Origin of the sequence: Alteromonas sp. LMIT006, from assembly GCF_024300645.1 — a bacterium.
Classification (GTDB): Bacteria; Pseudomonadota; Gammaproteobacteria; order Enterobacterales; family Alteromonadaceae; genus Opacimonas; species Opacimonas immobilis.
Genome location: NZ_CP101291.1, coordinates 181,115 through 197,185, shown reverse-complemented (window position 1 = coordinate 197,185; position 16,071 = coordinate 181,115). Strand labels below are relative to the sequence as shown.

Here is a 16,071-nt window from a genome sequence, read left to right as displayed (position 1 = left end):
GCAAATCTTAAAAGTTACAAGGTTTGTCTAAGATAAATCGCCAACCGAGTGTATTTTACGTTATTATACATTCATATGGTTCATAGACCGTTGATTTAGACAAAATGTTCACCATTAATACATTTTATTCAAGGATTTTGCTCGCGTGTTAATACAAATTGGGATTTTTATCGCCGGTCTTCTAGTGCTTAGTTGGAGTGCTGATCGCTTTGTCCACGGGGCCTCAGCGCTAGCCAAAAATCTGGGTGTTTCACCTATGATGATTGGGTTAACTATTGTGGCCATGGGGTCCTCCGCACCAGAGATTGTCGTGTCGGCAACCGCTTCAGTAGGCGGTTCCCCGAATACCGCGATTGGTAATGCGATAGGCTCAAATATCACCAATATATCCTTAGTTTTGGGGATCACGGCTTTAATCAAGCCTTTACTCGTTTCTTCTGGCACCTTAAAACGTGAATTTCCAGTGTTATTTTTTGTGTGTTTGGTGGCGGCCTGGTTTTTACATGATGGTGTGTTTGCCTTTTACGAAGGTGTCATTTTGTTAGTCATGTTTGGCTTAGTACTTATTGGTATGGGCGTGTTGTCAATGAAAGTAGACAAAAACGATCCACTTGTGAGCGAAAATGAAACCGAAATACCCTCTGACGTTAATACGTCTATAGCCGTCATGTGGGTGATTGTCGGTTTGGTTATGTTACCTTTATCCGCTCATTTTTTGGTCGAATCTGCCGTCTTCATCGCCAAATACTTAGGTATTAGTGATTTGGTTATTGGTTTAACGATCATCGCGATTGGTACCAGCTTGCCAGAACTCGCTGCATGTGTGGCTGGAGTTCTCAAAGGAGAAGATGACTTAGCCATGGGTAATATTATTGGCTCAAATATTTTCAATTTACTCGCGGTGCTGGGCATGCCGGCGGTCTTTGCGCCTGGTATGTTTGACCCAAATGCAGCAGGTAGAGATTTGTTGGTCATGTTGAGTTTGACCGTTGTTTTACTTATTTTTAGTTTTAATTTTGTCGGTACTAGACGCATCAATCGCTTTGAAGGAGCGATTTTGTTTGCTTGTTTTATTGCATATCAAGTCCTGTTGTTCGCATAATAAGCAGCATAAGCCGAATTAGGAACAAGGGAAAATTATGTCTGAGCATCACTTTATTCAATCTGCCAAGCAAGTCATCGCAACCGAAGCGAAAGGGCTTGCTGAGTTACCTAAGGTCTTAGACGAAACCTTTGTTGCGGCTTGTCAGTTACTAAAAGATTGTCAGGGCAAAGTCGTTGTCTCGGGCATGGGTAAGTCTGGACACATCGGTTCGAAGATCGCAGCAACGCTTGCCAGTACTGGTACTCCAGCGTTTTTTGTTCACCCTGGTGAAGCGAATCATGGTGATTTAGGAATGCTAAGCGCCAACGATGTGGTGATCGCCATTTCTAATTCGGGCGAAACACAAGAGTTACTCGGATTATTACCTGTTCTCAAAAGACTCAATATTCCCTACATTGCTATAACTCAGCAAGCTGAATCAACTCTTGCTCAACACGCTGAGTTAGTACTCACCATTCCGGTGCCAGCTGAAGCGTGTTCTCTTGGCCTGGCACCAACGACTTCAACAACCGTTACCTTGGTACTTGGAGATGCATTGGCCATTGCGTTGCTAGATGCTAAAGGATTTACCTCTGAAGATTTTGCCTTGTCACATCCTGGAGGTTCTCTTGGTCGAAAATTATTGCTACGCTGCAGTGATATCATGTTGCGTGGAGAAGAAATACCAAGTGTAAACACGGATACTTTGATTACTGAGGCCTTACTAGAAATTAGTAGAAAAGGCTTAGGAATGACTGGCGTGGTTGCTGATGAACGCTTAAAGGGAATTTTTACAGACGGTGATTTGCGCCGTGTCTTGGATCAAAAAATCGATATACATCGCAGCGTAGTCGAAAACGTAATGACAGCTAATCCGATTACAGTTTCACCAGAAATGCTTGCCGTAGACGCCTTAAATATCATGCAACAAAAGCAAATAACGGCCTTATTAGTTGTCGATCAGGAACACAACATTGTCGGTGCATTTAATATGCACATGCTTCTCAAGGCAGGGGTCGTTTAACGTGCAAACTCTTTACACCAACTTGTCTCATGACGTCGCGACTAAATTAACTCAGATCAAGCTGATTGCTTTTGACGTCGATGGGATCTTTTCTGACGGTCGAATTTATTTAGGTAATCAGGGGGAAGAGCTCAAAGCTTTTCATACCCGTGATGGCTATGGCGTGAAATCACTACAAAGCATAGGGGTAGAGGTTGCCATCATCACTGGACGCGCTTCCTCTTTAGTGCATAACAGAATGAGTGCTCTAGGTGTGAAACACATTATTCAAGGATGCGAAGACAAAGCGCAAGCACTTGCCTCGTTGAAAGATACTCTAGGTTTGACAAGCGCAAACGTAGCAAGCATGGGTGATGATATGCCTGATATTGGTATGTTTACTGAGTCGAATTTATGCATAAGTGTTGCCGATGGGCACCCTTTGGTAAAACAACAAGCTCAATGGATAACCATGACTAAGGGTGGTCAAGGCGCAGTACGCGAGGTCACTGATACTCTATTACAAGCTCATGGGCAATTGAATCATATTCACAGTGCGAGTGTTTGATGAATCGAGTTGGTTTTTCAATTTTTGTCCTGTTCATTCTGGTTATTATTGTTTATAACTTGCCCATTTCTGTGAATTCAAACAAGCAACAGACCAATGAAAATCAACCTTCTCTGTTGACCCCGACCTACTTAGCTGAAGAATTATTTTCGCAACGCTTTAATGAAGCAGGCCTAATAAGTCACGAAATCAATGCTAAGAGAATGGAACATTACGCCGAATTGGGCTTTATGGTCTTCACCCAACCGCGATATACGATCTTTTTGGCAGATGGCAGCCAATACATTATCAGTGCGCAAGAGGGCACCTTGTACGATGATAATCGTATGCTACTTGAAAATAATATTGTCATCCAAAGTCAAAATGAGACAGACTTTATTCAGCAAATTAGTGCAGAATATATAGAGATGAATTTAGATACCAAAGCGTTGAGTTCTAACTCGGCGATAGTGTTGCGTGGTAAAGAATTTTCCATGCACAGCAATGGTTTAGATGCTAATTTAGCACAAAAACGCTTTGCATTACTTGAACATACTCATACTGAGTTTAAACCAACCCAATAAGTCAACGAGATGAACATGCGTTTAATATTAATTTTTGCCGTTTTTATGAGTTGCGTTTTGCACGCGGAACAAAGCGATTTTGCTCAACCTATCACAATCAAATCGGTCACGCAGTTTGTGGATGGCTTAAATGATGTAGCGGTCTACAAAGAGAACGTCGTGATTACGCAAGGTTCATTGAAAATTACTGCAGATGAAGTCCGGATCGATGCCAGTGCGGGAGATGGTAACGAACTGTTTATCGCAACAGGAACCCCAGCCTCATTTGAGCAACGCTCTCAGGATGGCAGTCTCGTTAAAGCATCGGGAAATGAAATTAGATATACTCGAAAAGATAAAAAAATCAACTTGTCAGGAAGTGCTCAGTTAGCTCAGGATTCCAGTACGGTTTCGGGAGAAAATATTATTTTTGACATGCTCAATGAGCAATTAATCGCCTCTGGGACCGATGGGGATTCAGGTCGAGTTAAAGCGGTTTTTCAAGCTGAAAAAACACCACAAAAAGAAGAGCAATAAACACTATGGCAATTCTCAAGGCAACTCATCTCGCAAAGTCTTATAAGTCTCGACAAGTGGTGCGGGATGTTTCTTTAGAGGTTGAGTCAGGACAAATAGTCGGTCTGTTAGGGCCTAATGGTGCAGGCAAGACTACGACCTTTTATATGATTGTCGGTATTGTGCCATTAGATAAGGGCGAAATTACCTTAGATCAAACAGATTTAACTTATCATCCAATGCATGAACGCGCTAGGCAGGGTATTGGTTATTTACCTCAAGAAGCGTCGGTATTTCGTAAATTAAGCGTTTATGACAACATCATGGCGATTTTGCAAACCCGTAAAGAACTCTCGCAAGAGCAGCGAGAAGCAGAAGCTGACGCACTAATTGACGAGTTTAATATTAATCACATTCGCAATTCAGCGGGTATGGCCTTATCTGGTGGAGAACGACGCCGTGTTGAAATTGCTCGAGCATTGGCGGCCAATCCGAAGTTTATTTTGTTGGATGAACCTTTTGCTGGTGTTGATCCAATTTCTGTTGGGGATATCAAACACATTATTCAGCAACTTAAAAACAAAGGCTTAGGTGTACTGATTACAGATCACAATGTGCGTGAAACACTTGATGTGTGTGAAAAAGCCTACATTGTCAGCCAAGGGGAATTGATTGCTTCGGGTACAGCTTCGCAAGTACTTGATAATCAAAAAGTTAAGGAAGTATACCTAGGGGAACAATTTAGGCTATAATCAATACATGCAGGTATTTTGGATGTTATCTGCTAGGTTAGATTAAGGATATAGATGAGACCCTCACTGCAACTAAAATTCAGTCAACAACTTACCATGACGCCGCAACTGCAGCAGGCGATTAAGTTGCTACAGCTTTCTACACTGGATTTACAACAAGAAATACAAGAAGCTCTTGATGCAAATCCACTACTAGAAGTGGAAGACGACTTTTCTAGCAATACCGAATCACTCGACGAATCTCAAGATAAAGAATCCGCTAGTGCTGATTCTATTTCATCTCATGAGGCGCTGGAATCCGATAATGTATCGGACGATTTGCCATTAGACAGTACCTGGGATGAGTACTACAGTGCATCTTCAGCTCCTGCACCGATGACAAACACGGTTGGTGGTGACGATGATAGTGTTTACCAAGGTGAAACGACTGAGAATATTCAAGACCATTTGCTTTGGCAGGTAGATTTAACCCCTTTTTCAGACACCGACCGTGCCATAGCGTTCGCGATCATAGATAGCATTGATGACAGCGGTTATCTGACGACTTCAACCGAAGAAATTCTTGAAGCTGTTGATATTGAGGATGTCGAACTCGATGAAGTTGAGTGTGTCCTTAAGCGGGTCCAGATGTTTGATCCCGTGGGTTCCGGTTCTCGGAATGTACAAGAATGCTTATTGATTCAGCTTCGTCAGTTTGACCAAGACACACCATATCTAGCAGAAGCAAAAGACATTATTACCGAATACAGCGATTTGCTTGCAGCAAAAGATTATCGAACTTTAATGCGCAAAACGCGTCTAAAAGAACAAGAGCTACGCGAAGTAATGCTGTTATTACAGACACTTAACCCAAGACCGGGAAGTGTTATACAAACTGAGGCCCCATCTTACATCATTCCCGATGTGAGCGTGGTCAAAAAGAACGGACGTTGGTTAGTCGAACTTAACCCTGATAGCTTACCTAAGTTAAATATTAACCAACAATATGCAGCATTGAGTAAAAACTCACGCAATAGCGCAGATAGCCAGTTTGTCAAATCGCACATACAAGAGGCCAAATGGTTTATTAAAAGCCTGGAATCTCGCAATGACACATTGCTTAAGGTCGCAAACTGTATTGTGCAACAGCAAATAGGTTTTTTTGAGCACGGTCCAGAGATGATGAAGCCAATGGTGCTTAATGATGTAGCTGAAATGGTAGATATGCACGAATCCACTATCTCTCGTGTCACTACACAAAAGTACATGCATACGCCTCGTGGTATTTTTGAATTGAAATATTTCTTTTCTAGCCATGTGGCAACAGAATCCGGTGGTGAATGCTCATCAACAGCGATTCGCGCATTAATTAAAAAGCTCGTAGCGGCAGAAAACACAGTGAAACCGCTCAGCGATAACAAGATTGCAGAAGTGTTAGCCGATCAAGGTATCAAAGTAGCGCGGCGAACCATTGCAAAGTACCGGGAGTCTTTGAACATCCCATCTTCGAGCCAACGCAAAAGCTTGGTTTAAAAACAATGAAACAAAAAGGAAGTCAATTATGCAAATAAACCTGACTGGTCACCACGTTGAAATTACTGATTCACTACGGGATTATGTTGATACGAAATTTGAGAAACTCGAGCGTCATTTTGACCATATCAACAATGTACAAGTGATTTTGAATGTCGAAAAAATTCGACAGAAAGCCGAAGCTAAATTGAACCTCAATGGTGGTGAGGTGTTTGCAACCTCTGAACACGAAGATATGTATGCGGCGATTGATAGTTTAATTGACAAACTGGATCGTCAAGTGATTAAGCACAAGGAAAAGCTTCAGCGTCATTAATCATGAGCATTCAACATTTACTCGATATAGACCGCACTTTATGTGCGGTCTCTTGTCAAAGCAAGAAACGTATTTTAGAAACCATTTCTCAAGTCGTTGCCAGTCAGCTAGAAGATGTGCCTCAAGCTGAAGTACTGGCAAGTCTTGTCGGTCGTGAGAAGATGGGGTCAACTGGTATTGGCAAAGGGATTGCCATACCGCATGGTCGTCTAGCCAATATTGAAGAAGTGATCGCGGTCGTTTTAACGACACAACCGGGTGTGGATTTTGATGCGGTAGATAATGAACCCGTCGATATTTTTTTCGCACTTCTGGTACCCGAAGAGCAAATAGAAGGACACTTGCAAACGCTCGCAGCCATTGCTGCAAAACTCAATGATGAGCACATAGTCAGTCAGATCCGCGCAGCTACCATTCCACAGCAAATCATCGACGCATTGCAATAACCCGAGCTTTAGGAGCCTATATGAAACTCATTATTATCAGTGGACGTTCAGGCTCGGGCAAATCGATTGCACTGCGCGCCCTTGAGGATCTAGGGTATTATTGTGTCGATAATATTCCGGTAAACTTATTACCAGCACTGACACAAACCTTGACAAACGAGTACCATGAGGTCGCGGTGAGTGTTGACGTTCGTAACTTACCCAAAGAATCTAACGAGCTTGCCGAAATACTAGACTATCTACCGAATGCATGGGATGTGTCAATTGTTTACCTCGATTCCTCAAAAGACGTCTTGTTGAAAAGGTATAGCGAAACCAGACGCTTGCATCCGTTATCACGCCATAACCGTTCTTTAGAAGAAGCAATTAAATCTGAAAAATTATTATTAGAGCCGATACAAGAACGGGCCGATTTGGTGATCCACACTGACAAACTCACAGTGCATGACTTAGCTGAAATAGTCAAAGAGCGGATTTTGGGCAAAAAAAGCACTCGCTTAGTGTTGGTTTTTGAATCATTCGGGTTCAAGTATGGCATACCCAAAGATGCAGACTACGTGTTTGATGCCAGGTTTCTGCCCAACCCTCACTGGGAGCCGGAATTAAAGCACTTTACTGGCTTGGATAAGCCCATTCAGTATTTTCTTGGCGGACAACCCGTTGTGAGCAAGTTTATCTGGCAGATCCAAAATTTAATCACCACATGGCTACCCCATCTTGAGCGCAATAATCGGAGTTATGTAACGGTTGCTATTGGGTGTACAGGTGGGCAACACCGTTCTGTGTATGTTGCAGAACAACTCAAACAGAACATAATGGATATGTACCCAGATGTGCAAATTCGTCATCGTGAATTGCAGCGTAATGAGAAAAACTAACCATGCCAAAAATTTGTGAAGCACTCACTATCGTCAATCGCTTAGGGTTGCATGCTAGACCTGCGACTCAGTTAGCCAAAATATCTGGCGAATTCAACTCGACTATTACATTGCAAATTGGTGATAAAACCGCAGACGCTTCAAGTGTCTTAGGACTAATGTTACTCGCGGGGTCGCAAGGCAAAGTAGTTATGGTAACAGTAGAAGGCGACGATGCTGAAGAAGCATTTGAGGCAGTTAAAACCCTGTTTTGTACAAAGTTTTTAGAAGAGGATAACTAACTTCTCAATTTCTTTTTGTCCATCTTTCGTTTATCATTAACATATTCCAAACGCGCACAGTGTGGAACTTAAGTTATGGCAGAACTCTTAGCCACGCCCACTCCAGTCAACCAAGTTAGCATGATTATCGACGCACTTAACGCCGGTAAGTTTGTTTCTGTGCGCAAGATCCTGCATGAAACTCCCGCGTGTGATGTTGCCCTGATTCTCGAATCCAGTCCAAGTAAAACCCGTGATGAGCTTTGGGAATTACTCGATGCGGATTATCACGGTGACGTCTTAGAAGAACTGTCTGAAGACGTGCGTAACGGTATTATTAGTAAAATGATGCCAGATAATGTCGTTGAAGCACTTGAGGACATGGATACGGATGACTTGGCTGAGACGCTCAGTACCTTGCCGGTGGACGTAGTACAAGATATTCTTGATTCGATGGATGCCCAAGACCGCCAGCGTGCTGAGCAAGCCTTGAGTTATGGTGAAGAAACCGCCGGTTTCATTATGAATACCGACACCATCACCTTACGTCCGGATGTTTCGATTGATGTGATATTACGTTATCTCAGATTGCGCGGAGAACTACCTGAAAACACCGATACCTTTTATGTAGTCAATCGCTCAGATGTGTTAATCGGCAGTGTTCCTGTGACTCGCTTACTGACTTCTCCTTCTGAGATGACGGTAGCTGAGATCATGGATGAAGAGCCAGAAGTAATCACTGTGAGTACCCCTGATGATCAAGTAGCGATGTTGTTTGAGCGCTATAACTGGTTATCGGCGCCCGTTGTCGATGAGAATCACCTTCTGGTTGGTCGGGTTACGATTGATGACGTGGTTGATATCATTCGCGAAGACGCTGAGCATTCAATGATGAGTATGGCCGGTCTTGATGACGAAGAAGATACGTTTGCGCCCGTCATGCAATCGACCAAACGCCGCTCTGTCTGGTTAGGAGTGAATTTGGTTACCGCTTTACTCGCGGCAATGGTGTCTGATTTGTTTGAGCAAACACTGGCACAATTAGCAGTGCTTGCCATCCTCAATACCATAGTGCCGAGCATGGGTGGGGTGGCCGGTAATCAGACATTGACTCTTGTTATACGGGGTATGGCACTAGGGCACGTCAATGAATCCAACCAAAAGTTTTTGATCAGCAAAGAGCTTGCGATTGGTTTTCTCAATGGGATGATTTGGGCGGCGTTGATTGCTACGGTTGTCGCATTGTGGAAACAAGATTTTCAGCTCGGTGTGATCATCGCGTTTGCGATGATGATGAACATGGTCGCGGCCGGTTTGTCAGGCGCGACATTACCACTGATCATGAAGAAACTCAAAATAGATCCGGCTCTTGCAGGGAGTGTTATTCTGACTACAATCACCGATGTCGTCGGGATTTTTGCCTTTCTTGGCACGGCAACGCTATTTTTGATTTAGTCCGTACAGCGTTGCTACTGCGCTTTAATCTTTGAGCATCTGGGCAAAGGTTTGTTTAAACTTGGTTAACTTCGGACCAACGACAAAGTTACAATAAGTGTTTCCAGGATTGTTATTAAAATAGTCCTGATGATAATCTTCTGCGTCATAATAATTTTCTAGCGGCAACACTTCTGTGACAATTTCACCGTCATAGATTTTATCGGCTCTCAGCTTGGCAATGAAAGCAATTGCGGCTTGATGCTGTGCTTCGTTGTGATAATAAATCCCGCCTCGATATTGTGAGCCAATATCATTGCCCTGGCGGTTAAGTTGCGTCGGGTCGTGCAGGGCAAAGAATATTTCAAAGATCTGCTCTAACGAGATTTGCTCTGGGTAAAATGTCAGTTGTACGACTTCTGCGTGTCCGGTGTCACCAGCACATACTTGCTCGTAGGTAGGATCAATGACGGATCCGTTACTGTAACCTGATACGGCATGTTCAATACCTTTGACTCGGTTGAAGGCAGACTCAATGCACCAGAAGCATCCGCCGGCCAATGTGATTTGCTCTAATTTGGACATTTTATTCTCTAACACATTTTATTAGCTATTGTTATGGTGTTTGGAAGCACATTGATCAAGTATTGCAAAAAAATAATTGCACTAAATGTCATTTTGTCCGTATTTATTTTGTTATATGGAGAAAGTATATGACCTTAACGTTATTTTATGATGGCCAATGTCCACTTTGCCAAAAAGAAATGTCTCACCTGCGCAAGCTCAATCGAGATGGTCATTTGCGCTTCGAGGACATTATGGCGCCAGATTTTGTACAGCGGTACCCAAACATGGATTGGCATGCATTAAATAATCGGATTCACGGTATGACTGACACCGGAGAGTTGATTACCGGGCTTGATGTAACACATTTAGCTTGGTCATTAGTCGGTAAGGGCTGGTTGTATGCACCATTGCGTTGGCCGGTCATTAGGTGGTTTGCTGACCACGCTTATCATATATTTGCCAAACATCGTTATACCATCTCGTATTGGTTAACTGGTCAAAAACGATGTTCCACATGTGGCCCTAATCCCCAAGGAAAAGTATGACTGAAAGCAACGGTGAACGTGCTCTAGTAATAGGTGCAAGCAGTGGCATTGCTCAAGCGGTGATAGAACAACTTCTGCTAAGTGCTTCAGTCACTTACATTGATGCGGTATCTCGAAGCCTTCCACAGAAAGACTTTGGAGGCAGTGTTCAGCATTTTGAGGTTGACTCGTCGTGTGAATCACAGATCAAAGCGTTTATTTCTGCCCGCAAAGCAGAAGGTATAACCTATCGCTATGTAGTGTGTACGATTGGCTTATTGCACAATCCAGAGTTGGGCATTAAGCCGGAAAAACGCCTTGAAGATATCAATGCAGACGCGATGCAATACTATTTTACAGTGAATACCATTATGCCAACACTGTGGTTAAAAAATCTTCCAGCCGTTGTGGCAAAAAACGCGCCGACAACCATGGCGTTTTTCTCGGCACGTGTCGGTAGTATTAGCGATAATCGCTTAGGGGGTTGGTACGGTTATCGCGCATCTAAATCCGCTTTGAATATGGTGATCAAAAATGCGGCGATAGAGTACGCAAGACGACATAAGCAGGTTACATTGATGGCGTATCATCCCGGTACAGTAGACACTGGATTATCCAAGCCGTTTCAAGCGAATGTACCCCAAAAAAAACTCTTCACACCTGCATTTACCGCAGAATGTCTGGTTCAACAGTTACAATCCGCACAGGCCGAACATTCACCGTATTATGTCGATTGGGATGCGCAAAATATTCCTTGGTAAATGACATTCTGGCGCAACACTGATACTATTATTGCCGAAATAAAAACAATAATTAGGATAGTGATATGGGCGCATCTCGCGAGCAATTTGGTTCTCGCTTAGGCTTTATTTTGGCAGCTGCAGGTTCCGCTGTGGGGATCGGCAATCTGGTGGGTTTTCCTGTTGGCGCGGCCAAAAATGGGGGCGGTGCATTTTTATTAATGTATGCGGTATTTGTCTTTTTCATCTGCCTGCCAGTGATGATGGCAGAAATGTCTGTTGGTCGTCATACTCAGCGTGATCCTCTCGGTGCATATAAGAAGCTCGCACCCAATTCAAAATGGTCTATTGCGGGCTGGTTGTCAATTATCACCCCGTTTATGATCGCCGTATTTTACTCCGTTATTACAGTATGGATATTGGGTTACTTGGTTGAATCGGTAACCGGTAATTTGTCGCAGTTAGCCAATCCGGATAATTTTGGTCAGTTTATCAATTCGGGCAAAGTGTTCGGTTATTTGGTCGCCGTGTTAGCGATTATGTACTTAATTTTGCAAGGCGGGGTCAAAGAAGGGATCGAGCGAGGCGCAAAAATATTGATGCCGGCTCTGTTCTTTATGCTGATTGGCATGGTGATATTTGTCTTGTTACAAGACAATGCGATGTTAGGGGTGCAGTTCTATCTTATTCCTGATATCAGTAAAATAGATTCAGGTGTCGTCAATGGTGCGCTATCTCAAGCGTTTTTCTCATTGTCTTTGGGTATGGGGATCATGATCACATATGGCAGCTACGTCGATCGACGCGCAGATGTACCAAATTCTTCCAAATTAGTCGCATTAACCGATACGGCAGTTGCGTTTACTGCGGGGTTGATGATTTTACCTGCAATCTTCACCTTCAACCCTGAGATCCAAGCTGAAGATTTGAGTGAGTCATCAGTGGGTTTGATTTTTACCTTTTTACCTAAAATCTTCCTAGCACTACAAGCCACCATAGGTTATACGGGGGCGTCAGTTGTGGCCAGTGTCTTTTTCTTACTTGTGTTCTTTGCAGCGATTACATCATTGGTATCGATATTTGAAGTACCGGTCTCATCTTTGATGAGTGAACAGGGGGTTTCCCGACCAAAAGCACTCGGTATTGCTGGCGCTTTGCTAGTATTACTGTCTTTAATGTGCGCAGTATCCTTTGGTATGGTACCGTTTTTGACTGATTTTGTGAGTTATGCTGGCGCGAATAAATCGTTCTTTGATGTAGTGATTGATGTATTTTATGAAACGATCTTACCTCTTAATGGTTTGTTGATTTGTTTGTTTGTGAGTTATCGCTGGCGCAAACAGAACTTTAATGCCGCTCTAGAAGAAGGCTCAACCGTTTATCAGGGCTCATGGTTTGAACGTTATGTAAACTTCTCAATTGGGACATTTATCCCGCTGGTTCTGGCGTTTATCTTTCTCAATACTGTATTGACTAAGTATTTTGGTTTAGCTCTATTGGGCTAGACCATATCAAATGGACTCTTGTATTGATATTCAAAGCCCAGCAGTTGCTGGGTTTTTTGTGCCAAAACCACTTTGCCATGAGGTGTGGAGTTGGGATCGGGAATAATAGTAGGAAACGTTAATAAGCGTTGTTGTGCTGCGTATTGATAATAGTGTTCTCGAGTAGGGTGTTCCGGTGCGCAAAGATGCATGGTTACGCCCGAGAGTTGTCGCTCAATGATTATTTGCAAAGCGTTCACTACATCTTCCTGATGAACTAGATTCACTACTTGTTGTCCGTTACTAAAGGTCTCGCGTTTGACAATACTGGTAATCGGGTGGCGTACATCGTCAATCAGGCCAGCTAAGCGTACCACCGAGCTTTTAGGTTGGTTGAGGATGAATTGCTCCAGTTCAACATGCGCGTGCCCTGAGGGGGTATTTGGACAAGTCGGGCTATCTTCATTCACCGTTTGTGTCGCATTGCCAAACACGGACGTTGTGGATACAAAAATCACATAGGCATTCGGTGAAAGGGATAATAGTGTGTCCACAAATTCTTTCACTTGAGACACAAATAGCGGCGCATCTAGATCTCTATGTTTTGGTGGAATGTTGAGCAAGATAACATCAAGCTGACGAACCGTTGGATAGTCATTGGTCGCTAAAGGATGCTGTCTAAGATCGAGTATAATTGGCGTGACGCCGAGTGCGGATAGAACGGCTCGCTGTGATGCACGAGTAGTACTGCCTATCAACTCATGTCCAGCTTGAATGAGCCTCTTGGCCAGTGGTTGACCAAGCCAACCACAGCCAAAAATGCCCACGCTTAATGTTTTATTGAGCATTGTGGTGAGTGCCTTTGCGATATTGAATCACATCAAACGAGTTAAGTACTTCGATACTGTTTGCCAAGTCTGTCTCAGCTTGGTCAGCGGCTTCAACGATTGCACAAAAGGTCACCATCGCTTCACTGATTTGCGTACCATGATGCGCCATTTTGTCGCCAACACGTTGGGCTAATGCATCTGGATCAAACGCCTCTAAGCCAAAATCACCTTCACCAAATAATAACTCAGTACCAATTGCAATCATCAACCGCCCCATATTTTGCTCTATGGTGTCGGTTAATACGCGTTCAAAGTCTTTTTCCCACTCGGGAGAAAACCAATTGCCACCACTCATATTGGGTGCAATAGAAAGGTTGCCTTGCGCATCATAAATATCGTTTTGCAATCCTTGTGCAACGCCTGTAAGTAACTCATTGAGTTTGATTATCATGTCATCATCTTCACCAAGTAAAGGAGATAGAATGTCATTAACGGCCACATTGCTAAGTTCTAAGCCTTGCGCAGCGATTTCGATGCCCATTGGAATCGCTGCGTTGATGTTGTAATAATACTGCTCAGCCAAACTCTGTTGTGACGCAGTAAGTAGCATTTCTTTGCCATCAACGAAGAGCTGTTGTTCTTCATCTAACGTAAGTGTTTGACCTTTTGTCGTGGTCACTGTCATGACGCCATTCTCGATGCCGAGGGTGCCGTGCATGTTGACTTCGCACTGTGACATGTCAATTTGTATGTTGCTCGCTAGAGTCGAAGTGCTAAAAAGTGCAAACATACCGACGCAGGACGCAGTAATAAACGGAGCCTTGATTCTGCTATATGATGAGTTGGATGGGGTCATAAAGATTCCTAATTAATTGTGTAATACCTTAATTGATAACCAATATTCATGCCAACAAAAAATACGACGAATCGCCTATTAAAAGGTGCTATTCAGGTACGATATACTTTATAAGTAGCAAAAAGTTAGGCAAAACAAATAATATGTGTAAGTTTTGACTAACATCAAAGTATCATGTCTTTTTTGCTTCTGATAACTAGGGTTTTTTTGGGAAGCTTGATATAATTCACGCAGTTGTTTTTTTGGAGTCAGTAATGATTGAATGGATTAATGCACTTGCGTTTGGCGGTGCTGTATTAGCCTTGGTATTAGGGGTTACTTGTGTGATTATGGCTTTTTTGTCTAGCGAGACAGGTGAAGCAGGCATGAAAGAGAAAGTGGAATATGGCTTTTTTGGCGTGTCTGGTATTATTTTTACCGCTCTACTTGCTTACGCGTTAGCCTAATTTAGCAGTTTATATTGCTAAAAACGGTTGTCAGGAAACTGGCAACCGTTTTTTTATGCCTTTAGCCTTTGTCGCTCACACGCTGATAACACCTCAAGCCAAACAACGGCATGATGGCCAGCAGGTGGTCAAAAATATCCGCTTGTATGCTCTCATACTCTACCCAAATAGTAGTATTAGTAAAACAATACAGTTCAATTGGCAGTCCCGTTTCTGTTGGTTTTAACTGACGGACCATTAGGGTCATCTGCTGAGCGATGTTTGGGTGGGATTTGAGATAAGCTTCGATGTATGCTCTAAATGTACCGATGTTGGTTAAACGTCGGGCATTTTTGGTGTCTTTTGCATCGATGGCATTATTGATATTGTCGGTATTTATCTCCCCGAGTTTATCTGCCAAATACTGTGCGATGCGTTTAAACTGTTTAAGATCGTCAAGTTGATCGTCACTTAAAAAACCGATGCTTGATTGGTCTATCAGTAACGCGCGTTTTATGCGTCGGCCGCCTGAGCGCTGCATACCTTGCCAGTTTCTAACCGATTCGTTAGTTAATGAGTAAGTCGGAATGGTTGCAATGGTTTTATCCCAGTTTTGCACTTTGACCACGTTTAACCCGATTTGTTGGATTTCGCCATCGATGCCAAATTTTGGGATTTCGATCCAGTCACCGCTGTTAAACATGCGATTAGCGGCAATTTGAATACCCGCAACAAACCCCAATATCGTGTCGCGGAAAATCAATAACAATACCGCTGTGATGGCAGTTAAGCCTGAAAGTAATAAATAGGGACTTTTTTCTAAGATAAGGGAGATGGAGAGAACAATGGCAATAATAGCAAACAGCAATTTGAAGACTTGAATAAAGCCGGTAATGGGTGCTTTGCTGGCAAGCTTGGAGGCGTTATACAAATCCTCAATGGTATTGAGTAAGGCATAGACGGCAAAAATACTCGCAAAAACAATGTAAACCAAAGCAGCTTTGTTGGTAAAGCTTGAGATAAGAGTATTTTGTTCAAGCAATACGGGCGTTGTGAGGAGAATAAATACCGCAGGCATTACATGACCAACACGATTAAAGAATCCATGCTCTAATAAGGCATCATCCCAACGATACTCGTTTTCAAATAAACGCAATAACATCTTAGATTGCAAAATGGCGCGCATAATATAAAACACCACTAATGCACCGAATAATATACTCAAAATAGCGGATAACTTGTATATAGGATGCTGATTAGTGATGTCATCTTGCTGGGTTATTTGGCTGATGATATGGATGAACATATCCATAAATTGTGTACTTTCCATATTC

The 16,071-nt window shown here is 43.0% G+C and carries 20 protein-coding genes; 16 read left to right on the top strand and 4 right to left on the bottom strand.

Annotation, left to right across the window (positions count from 1 at the left end; translation table 11 throughout):
• Positions 1 to 145 precede the first annotated feature (145 nt).
• The 12 genes from NLG07_RS00915 (at position 146) to mgtE (ending at position 9,332) form a co-directional block, all read left to right on the top strand.
• The gene (locus tag NLG07_RS00915; protein WP_254855820.1) at positions 146 to 1,102 is read left to right on the top strand and encodes a calcium/sodium antiporter; all 957 of its coding nucleotides are present in this window, start codon (positions 146 to 148) and stop codon (positions 1,100 to 1,102) included.
• Between the two features lie 37 nt (positions 1,103 to 1,139).
• Positions 1,140 to 2,108, top strand: a complete 969-nt coding sequence (locus NLG07_RS00910; protein WP_254855819.1) for a KpsF/GutQ family sugar-phosphate isomerase — start codon at positions 1,140 to 1,142, stop codon at positions 2,106 to 2,108.
• Between the two features lies 1 nt (position 2,109).
• The gene (gene kdsC / locus NLG07_RS00905; RefSeq protein WP_254855818.1) at positions 2,110 to 2,655 is read left to right on the top strand and encodes a 3-deoxy-manno-octulosonate-8-phosphatase KdsC; all 546 of its coding nucleotides are present in this window, start codon (positions 2,110 to 2,112) and stop codon (positions 2,653 to 2,655) included.
• A complete protein-coding gene (gene lptC / locus NLG07_RS00900; RefSeq protein WP_254855817.1) occupies positions 2,655 to 3,218 on the top strand; it encodes an LPS export ABC transporter periplasmic protein LptC in 564 nt (187 codons plus the stop codon). Before kdsC ends, lptC begins: the two co-directional genes overlap by 1 nt.
• Before the next feature lie 15 nt (positions 3,219 to 3,233).
• A complete protein-coding gene (lptA, locus tag NLG07_RS00895; protein ID WP_254855816.1) occupies positions 3,234 to 3,734 on the top strand; it encodes a lipopolysaccharide transport periplasmic protein LptA in 501 nt (166 codons plus the stop codon).
• A 5-nt stretch (positions 3,735 to 3,739) separates the two neighbouring features.
• Positions 3,740 to 4,465: an LPS export ABC transporter ATP-binding protein gene (lptB, locus tag NLG07_RS00890; RefSeq protein ID WP_254855815.1), complete on the top strand. Its 726-nt coding sequence runs from the start codon at positions 3,740 to 3,742 to the stop codon at positions 4,463 to 4,465.
• A gap of 54 nt (positions 4,466 to 4,519) precedes the next feature.
• Positions 4,520 to 5,977: an RNA polymerase factor sigma-54 gene (locus NLG07_RS00885; RefSeq protein WP_254855814.1), complete on the top strand. Its 1,458-nt coding sequence runs from the start codon at positions 4,520 to 4,522 to the stop codon at positions 5,975 to 5,977.
• A 28-nt stretch (positions 5,978 to 6,005) separates the two neighbouring features.
• Complete coding sequence (gene hpf, locus NLG07_RS00880; RefSeq protein ID WP_254855813.1) at positions 6,006 to 6,293, top strand: ribosome hibernation promoting factor; 288 nt, start codon at positions 6,006 to 6,008, stop codon at positions 6,291 to 6,293.
• A gap of 2 nt (positions 6,294 to 6,295) precedes the next feature.
• Entirely contained in the window at positions 6,296 to 6,739 is a 444-nt protein-coding gene (ptsN, locus tag NLG07_RS00875; protein ID WP_254855812.1) for a PTS IIA-like nitrogen regulatory protein PtsN, read from the top strand.
• Positions 6,740 to 6,759: 20 nt separating this feature from the next.
• Positions 6,760 to 7,617: an RNase adapter RapZ gene (rapZ, locus tag NLG07_RS00870; RefSeq protein WP_254855811.1), complete on the top strand. Its 858-nt coding sequence runs from the start codon at positions 6,760 to 6,762 to the stop codon at positions 7,615 to 7,617.
• A 2-nt stretch (positions 7,618 to 7,619) separates the two neighbouring features.
• Complete coding sequence (locus NLG07_RS00865; protein WP_254855810.1) at positions 7,620 to 7,898, top strand: HPr family phosphocarrier protein; 279 nt, start codon at positions 7,620 to 7,622, stop codon at positions 7,896 to 7,898.
• Between the two features lie 75 nt (positions 7,899 to 7,973).
• Entirely contained in the window at positions 7,974 to 9,332 is a 1,359-nt protein-coding gene (gene mgtE / locus NLG07_RS00860; RefSeq protein WP_254855809.1) for a magnesium transporter, read from the top strand.
• A gap of 24 nt (positions 9,333 to 9,356) precedes the next feature.
• Here the strand turns inward: mgtE and msrA are convergent, their stop codons facing one another.
• Positions 9,357 to 9,896, bottom strand: a complete 540-nt coding sequence (gene msrA, locus NLG07_RS00855) for a peptide-methionine (S)-S-oxide reductase MsrA (protein WP_254855808.1) — start codon at positions 9,894 to 9,896, stop codon at positions 9,357 to 9,359.
• A 128-nt stretch (positions 9,897 to 10,024) separates the two neighbouring features.
• On the opposite strand from msrA, the gene NLG07_RS00850 reads away from it, so the two are divergent.
• From NLG07_RS00850 to NLG07_RS00840, 3 genes are all read left to right on the top strand, one after another.
• Positions 10,025 to 10,423: a thiol-disulfide oxidoreductase DCC family protein gene (locus tag NLG07_RS00850; protein ID WP_254855807.1), complete on the top strand. Its 399-nt coding sequence runs from the start codon at positions 10,025 to 10,027 to the stop codon at positions 10,421 to 10,423.
• Positions 10,420 to 11,163 carry an SDR family NAD(P)-dependent oxidoreductase gene (locus tag NLG07_RS00845; protein WP_254855806.1) on the top strand — a complete coding sequence of 248 codons (744 nt, stop codon included), beginning with the start codon at positions 10,420 to 10,422 and terminating at the stop codon, positions 11,161 to 11,163. Before NLG07_RS00850 ends, NLG07_RS00845 begins: the two co-directional genes overlap by 4 nt.
• A 65-nt stretch (positions 11,164 to 11,228) precedes the next feature.
• On the top strand, positions 11,229 to 12,647 hold the full coding sequence (locus tag NLG07_RS00840; protein ID WP_254855805.1) for a sodium-dependent transporter: 1,419 nt from the start codon (positions 11,229 to 11,231) through the stop codon (positions 12,645 to 12,647).
• Here NLG07_RS00840 and NLG07_RS00835 read toward each other — a convergent pair.
• Both NLG07_RS00835 and NLG07_RS00830 read right to left on the bottom strand, forming a co-directional pair.
• Positions 12,644 to 13,474 carry an NAD-dependent epimerase/dehydratase family protein gene (locus tag NLG07_RS00835; protein ID WP_254855804.1) on the bottom strand — a complete coding sequence of 277 codons (831 nt, stop codon included), beginning with the start codon at positions 13,472 to 13,474 and terminating at the stop codon, positions 12,644 to 12,646. The two genes, NLG07_RS00840 and NLG07_RS00835, sit on opposite strands and share 4 nt — an antisense overlap.
• Positions 13,464 to 14,174, bottom strand: coding sequence for a DUF2884 family protein (locus tag NLG07_RS00830; RefSeq protein ID WP_254855803.1), 711 nt, complete (start codon positions 14,172 to 14,174; stop codon positions 13,464 to 13,466). Before NLG07_RS00830 ends, NLG07_RS00835 begins: the two co-directional genes overlap by 11 nt.
• A gap of 392 nt (positions 14,175 to 14,566) precedes the next feature.
• On the opposite strand from NLG07_RS00830, the gene NLG07_RS00825 reads away from it, so the two are divergent.
• Complete coding sequence (locus NLG07_RS00825; RefSeq protein ID WP_254855802.1) at positions 14,567 to 14,758, top strand: hypothetical protein; 192 nt, start codon at positions 14,567 to 14,569, stop codon at positions 14,756 to 14,758.
• 61 nt (positions 14,759 to 14,819) lie between these two features.
• Here NLG07_RS00825 and NLG07_RS00820 read toward each other — a convergent pair whose 3' ends face one another.
• Positions 14,820 to 16,067 carry a mechanosensitive ion channel family protein gene (locus tag NLG07_RS00820; RefSeq protein ID WP_254855801.1) on the bottom strand — a complete coding sequence of 416 codons (1,248 nt, stop codon included), beginning with the start codon at positions 16,065 to 16,067 and terminating at the stop codon, positions 14,820 to 14,822.
• Positions 16,068 to 16,071: the final 4 nt, after the last annotated feature.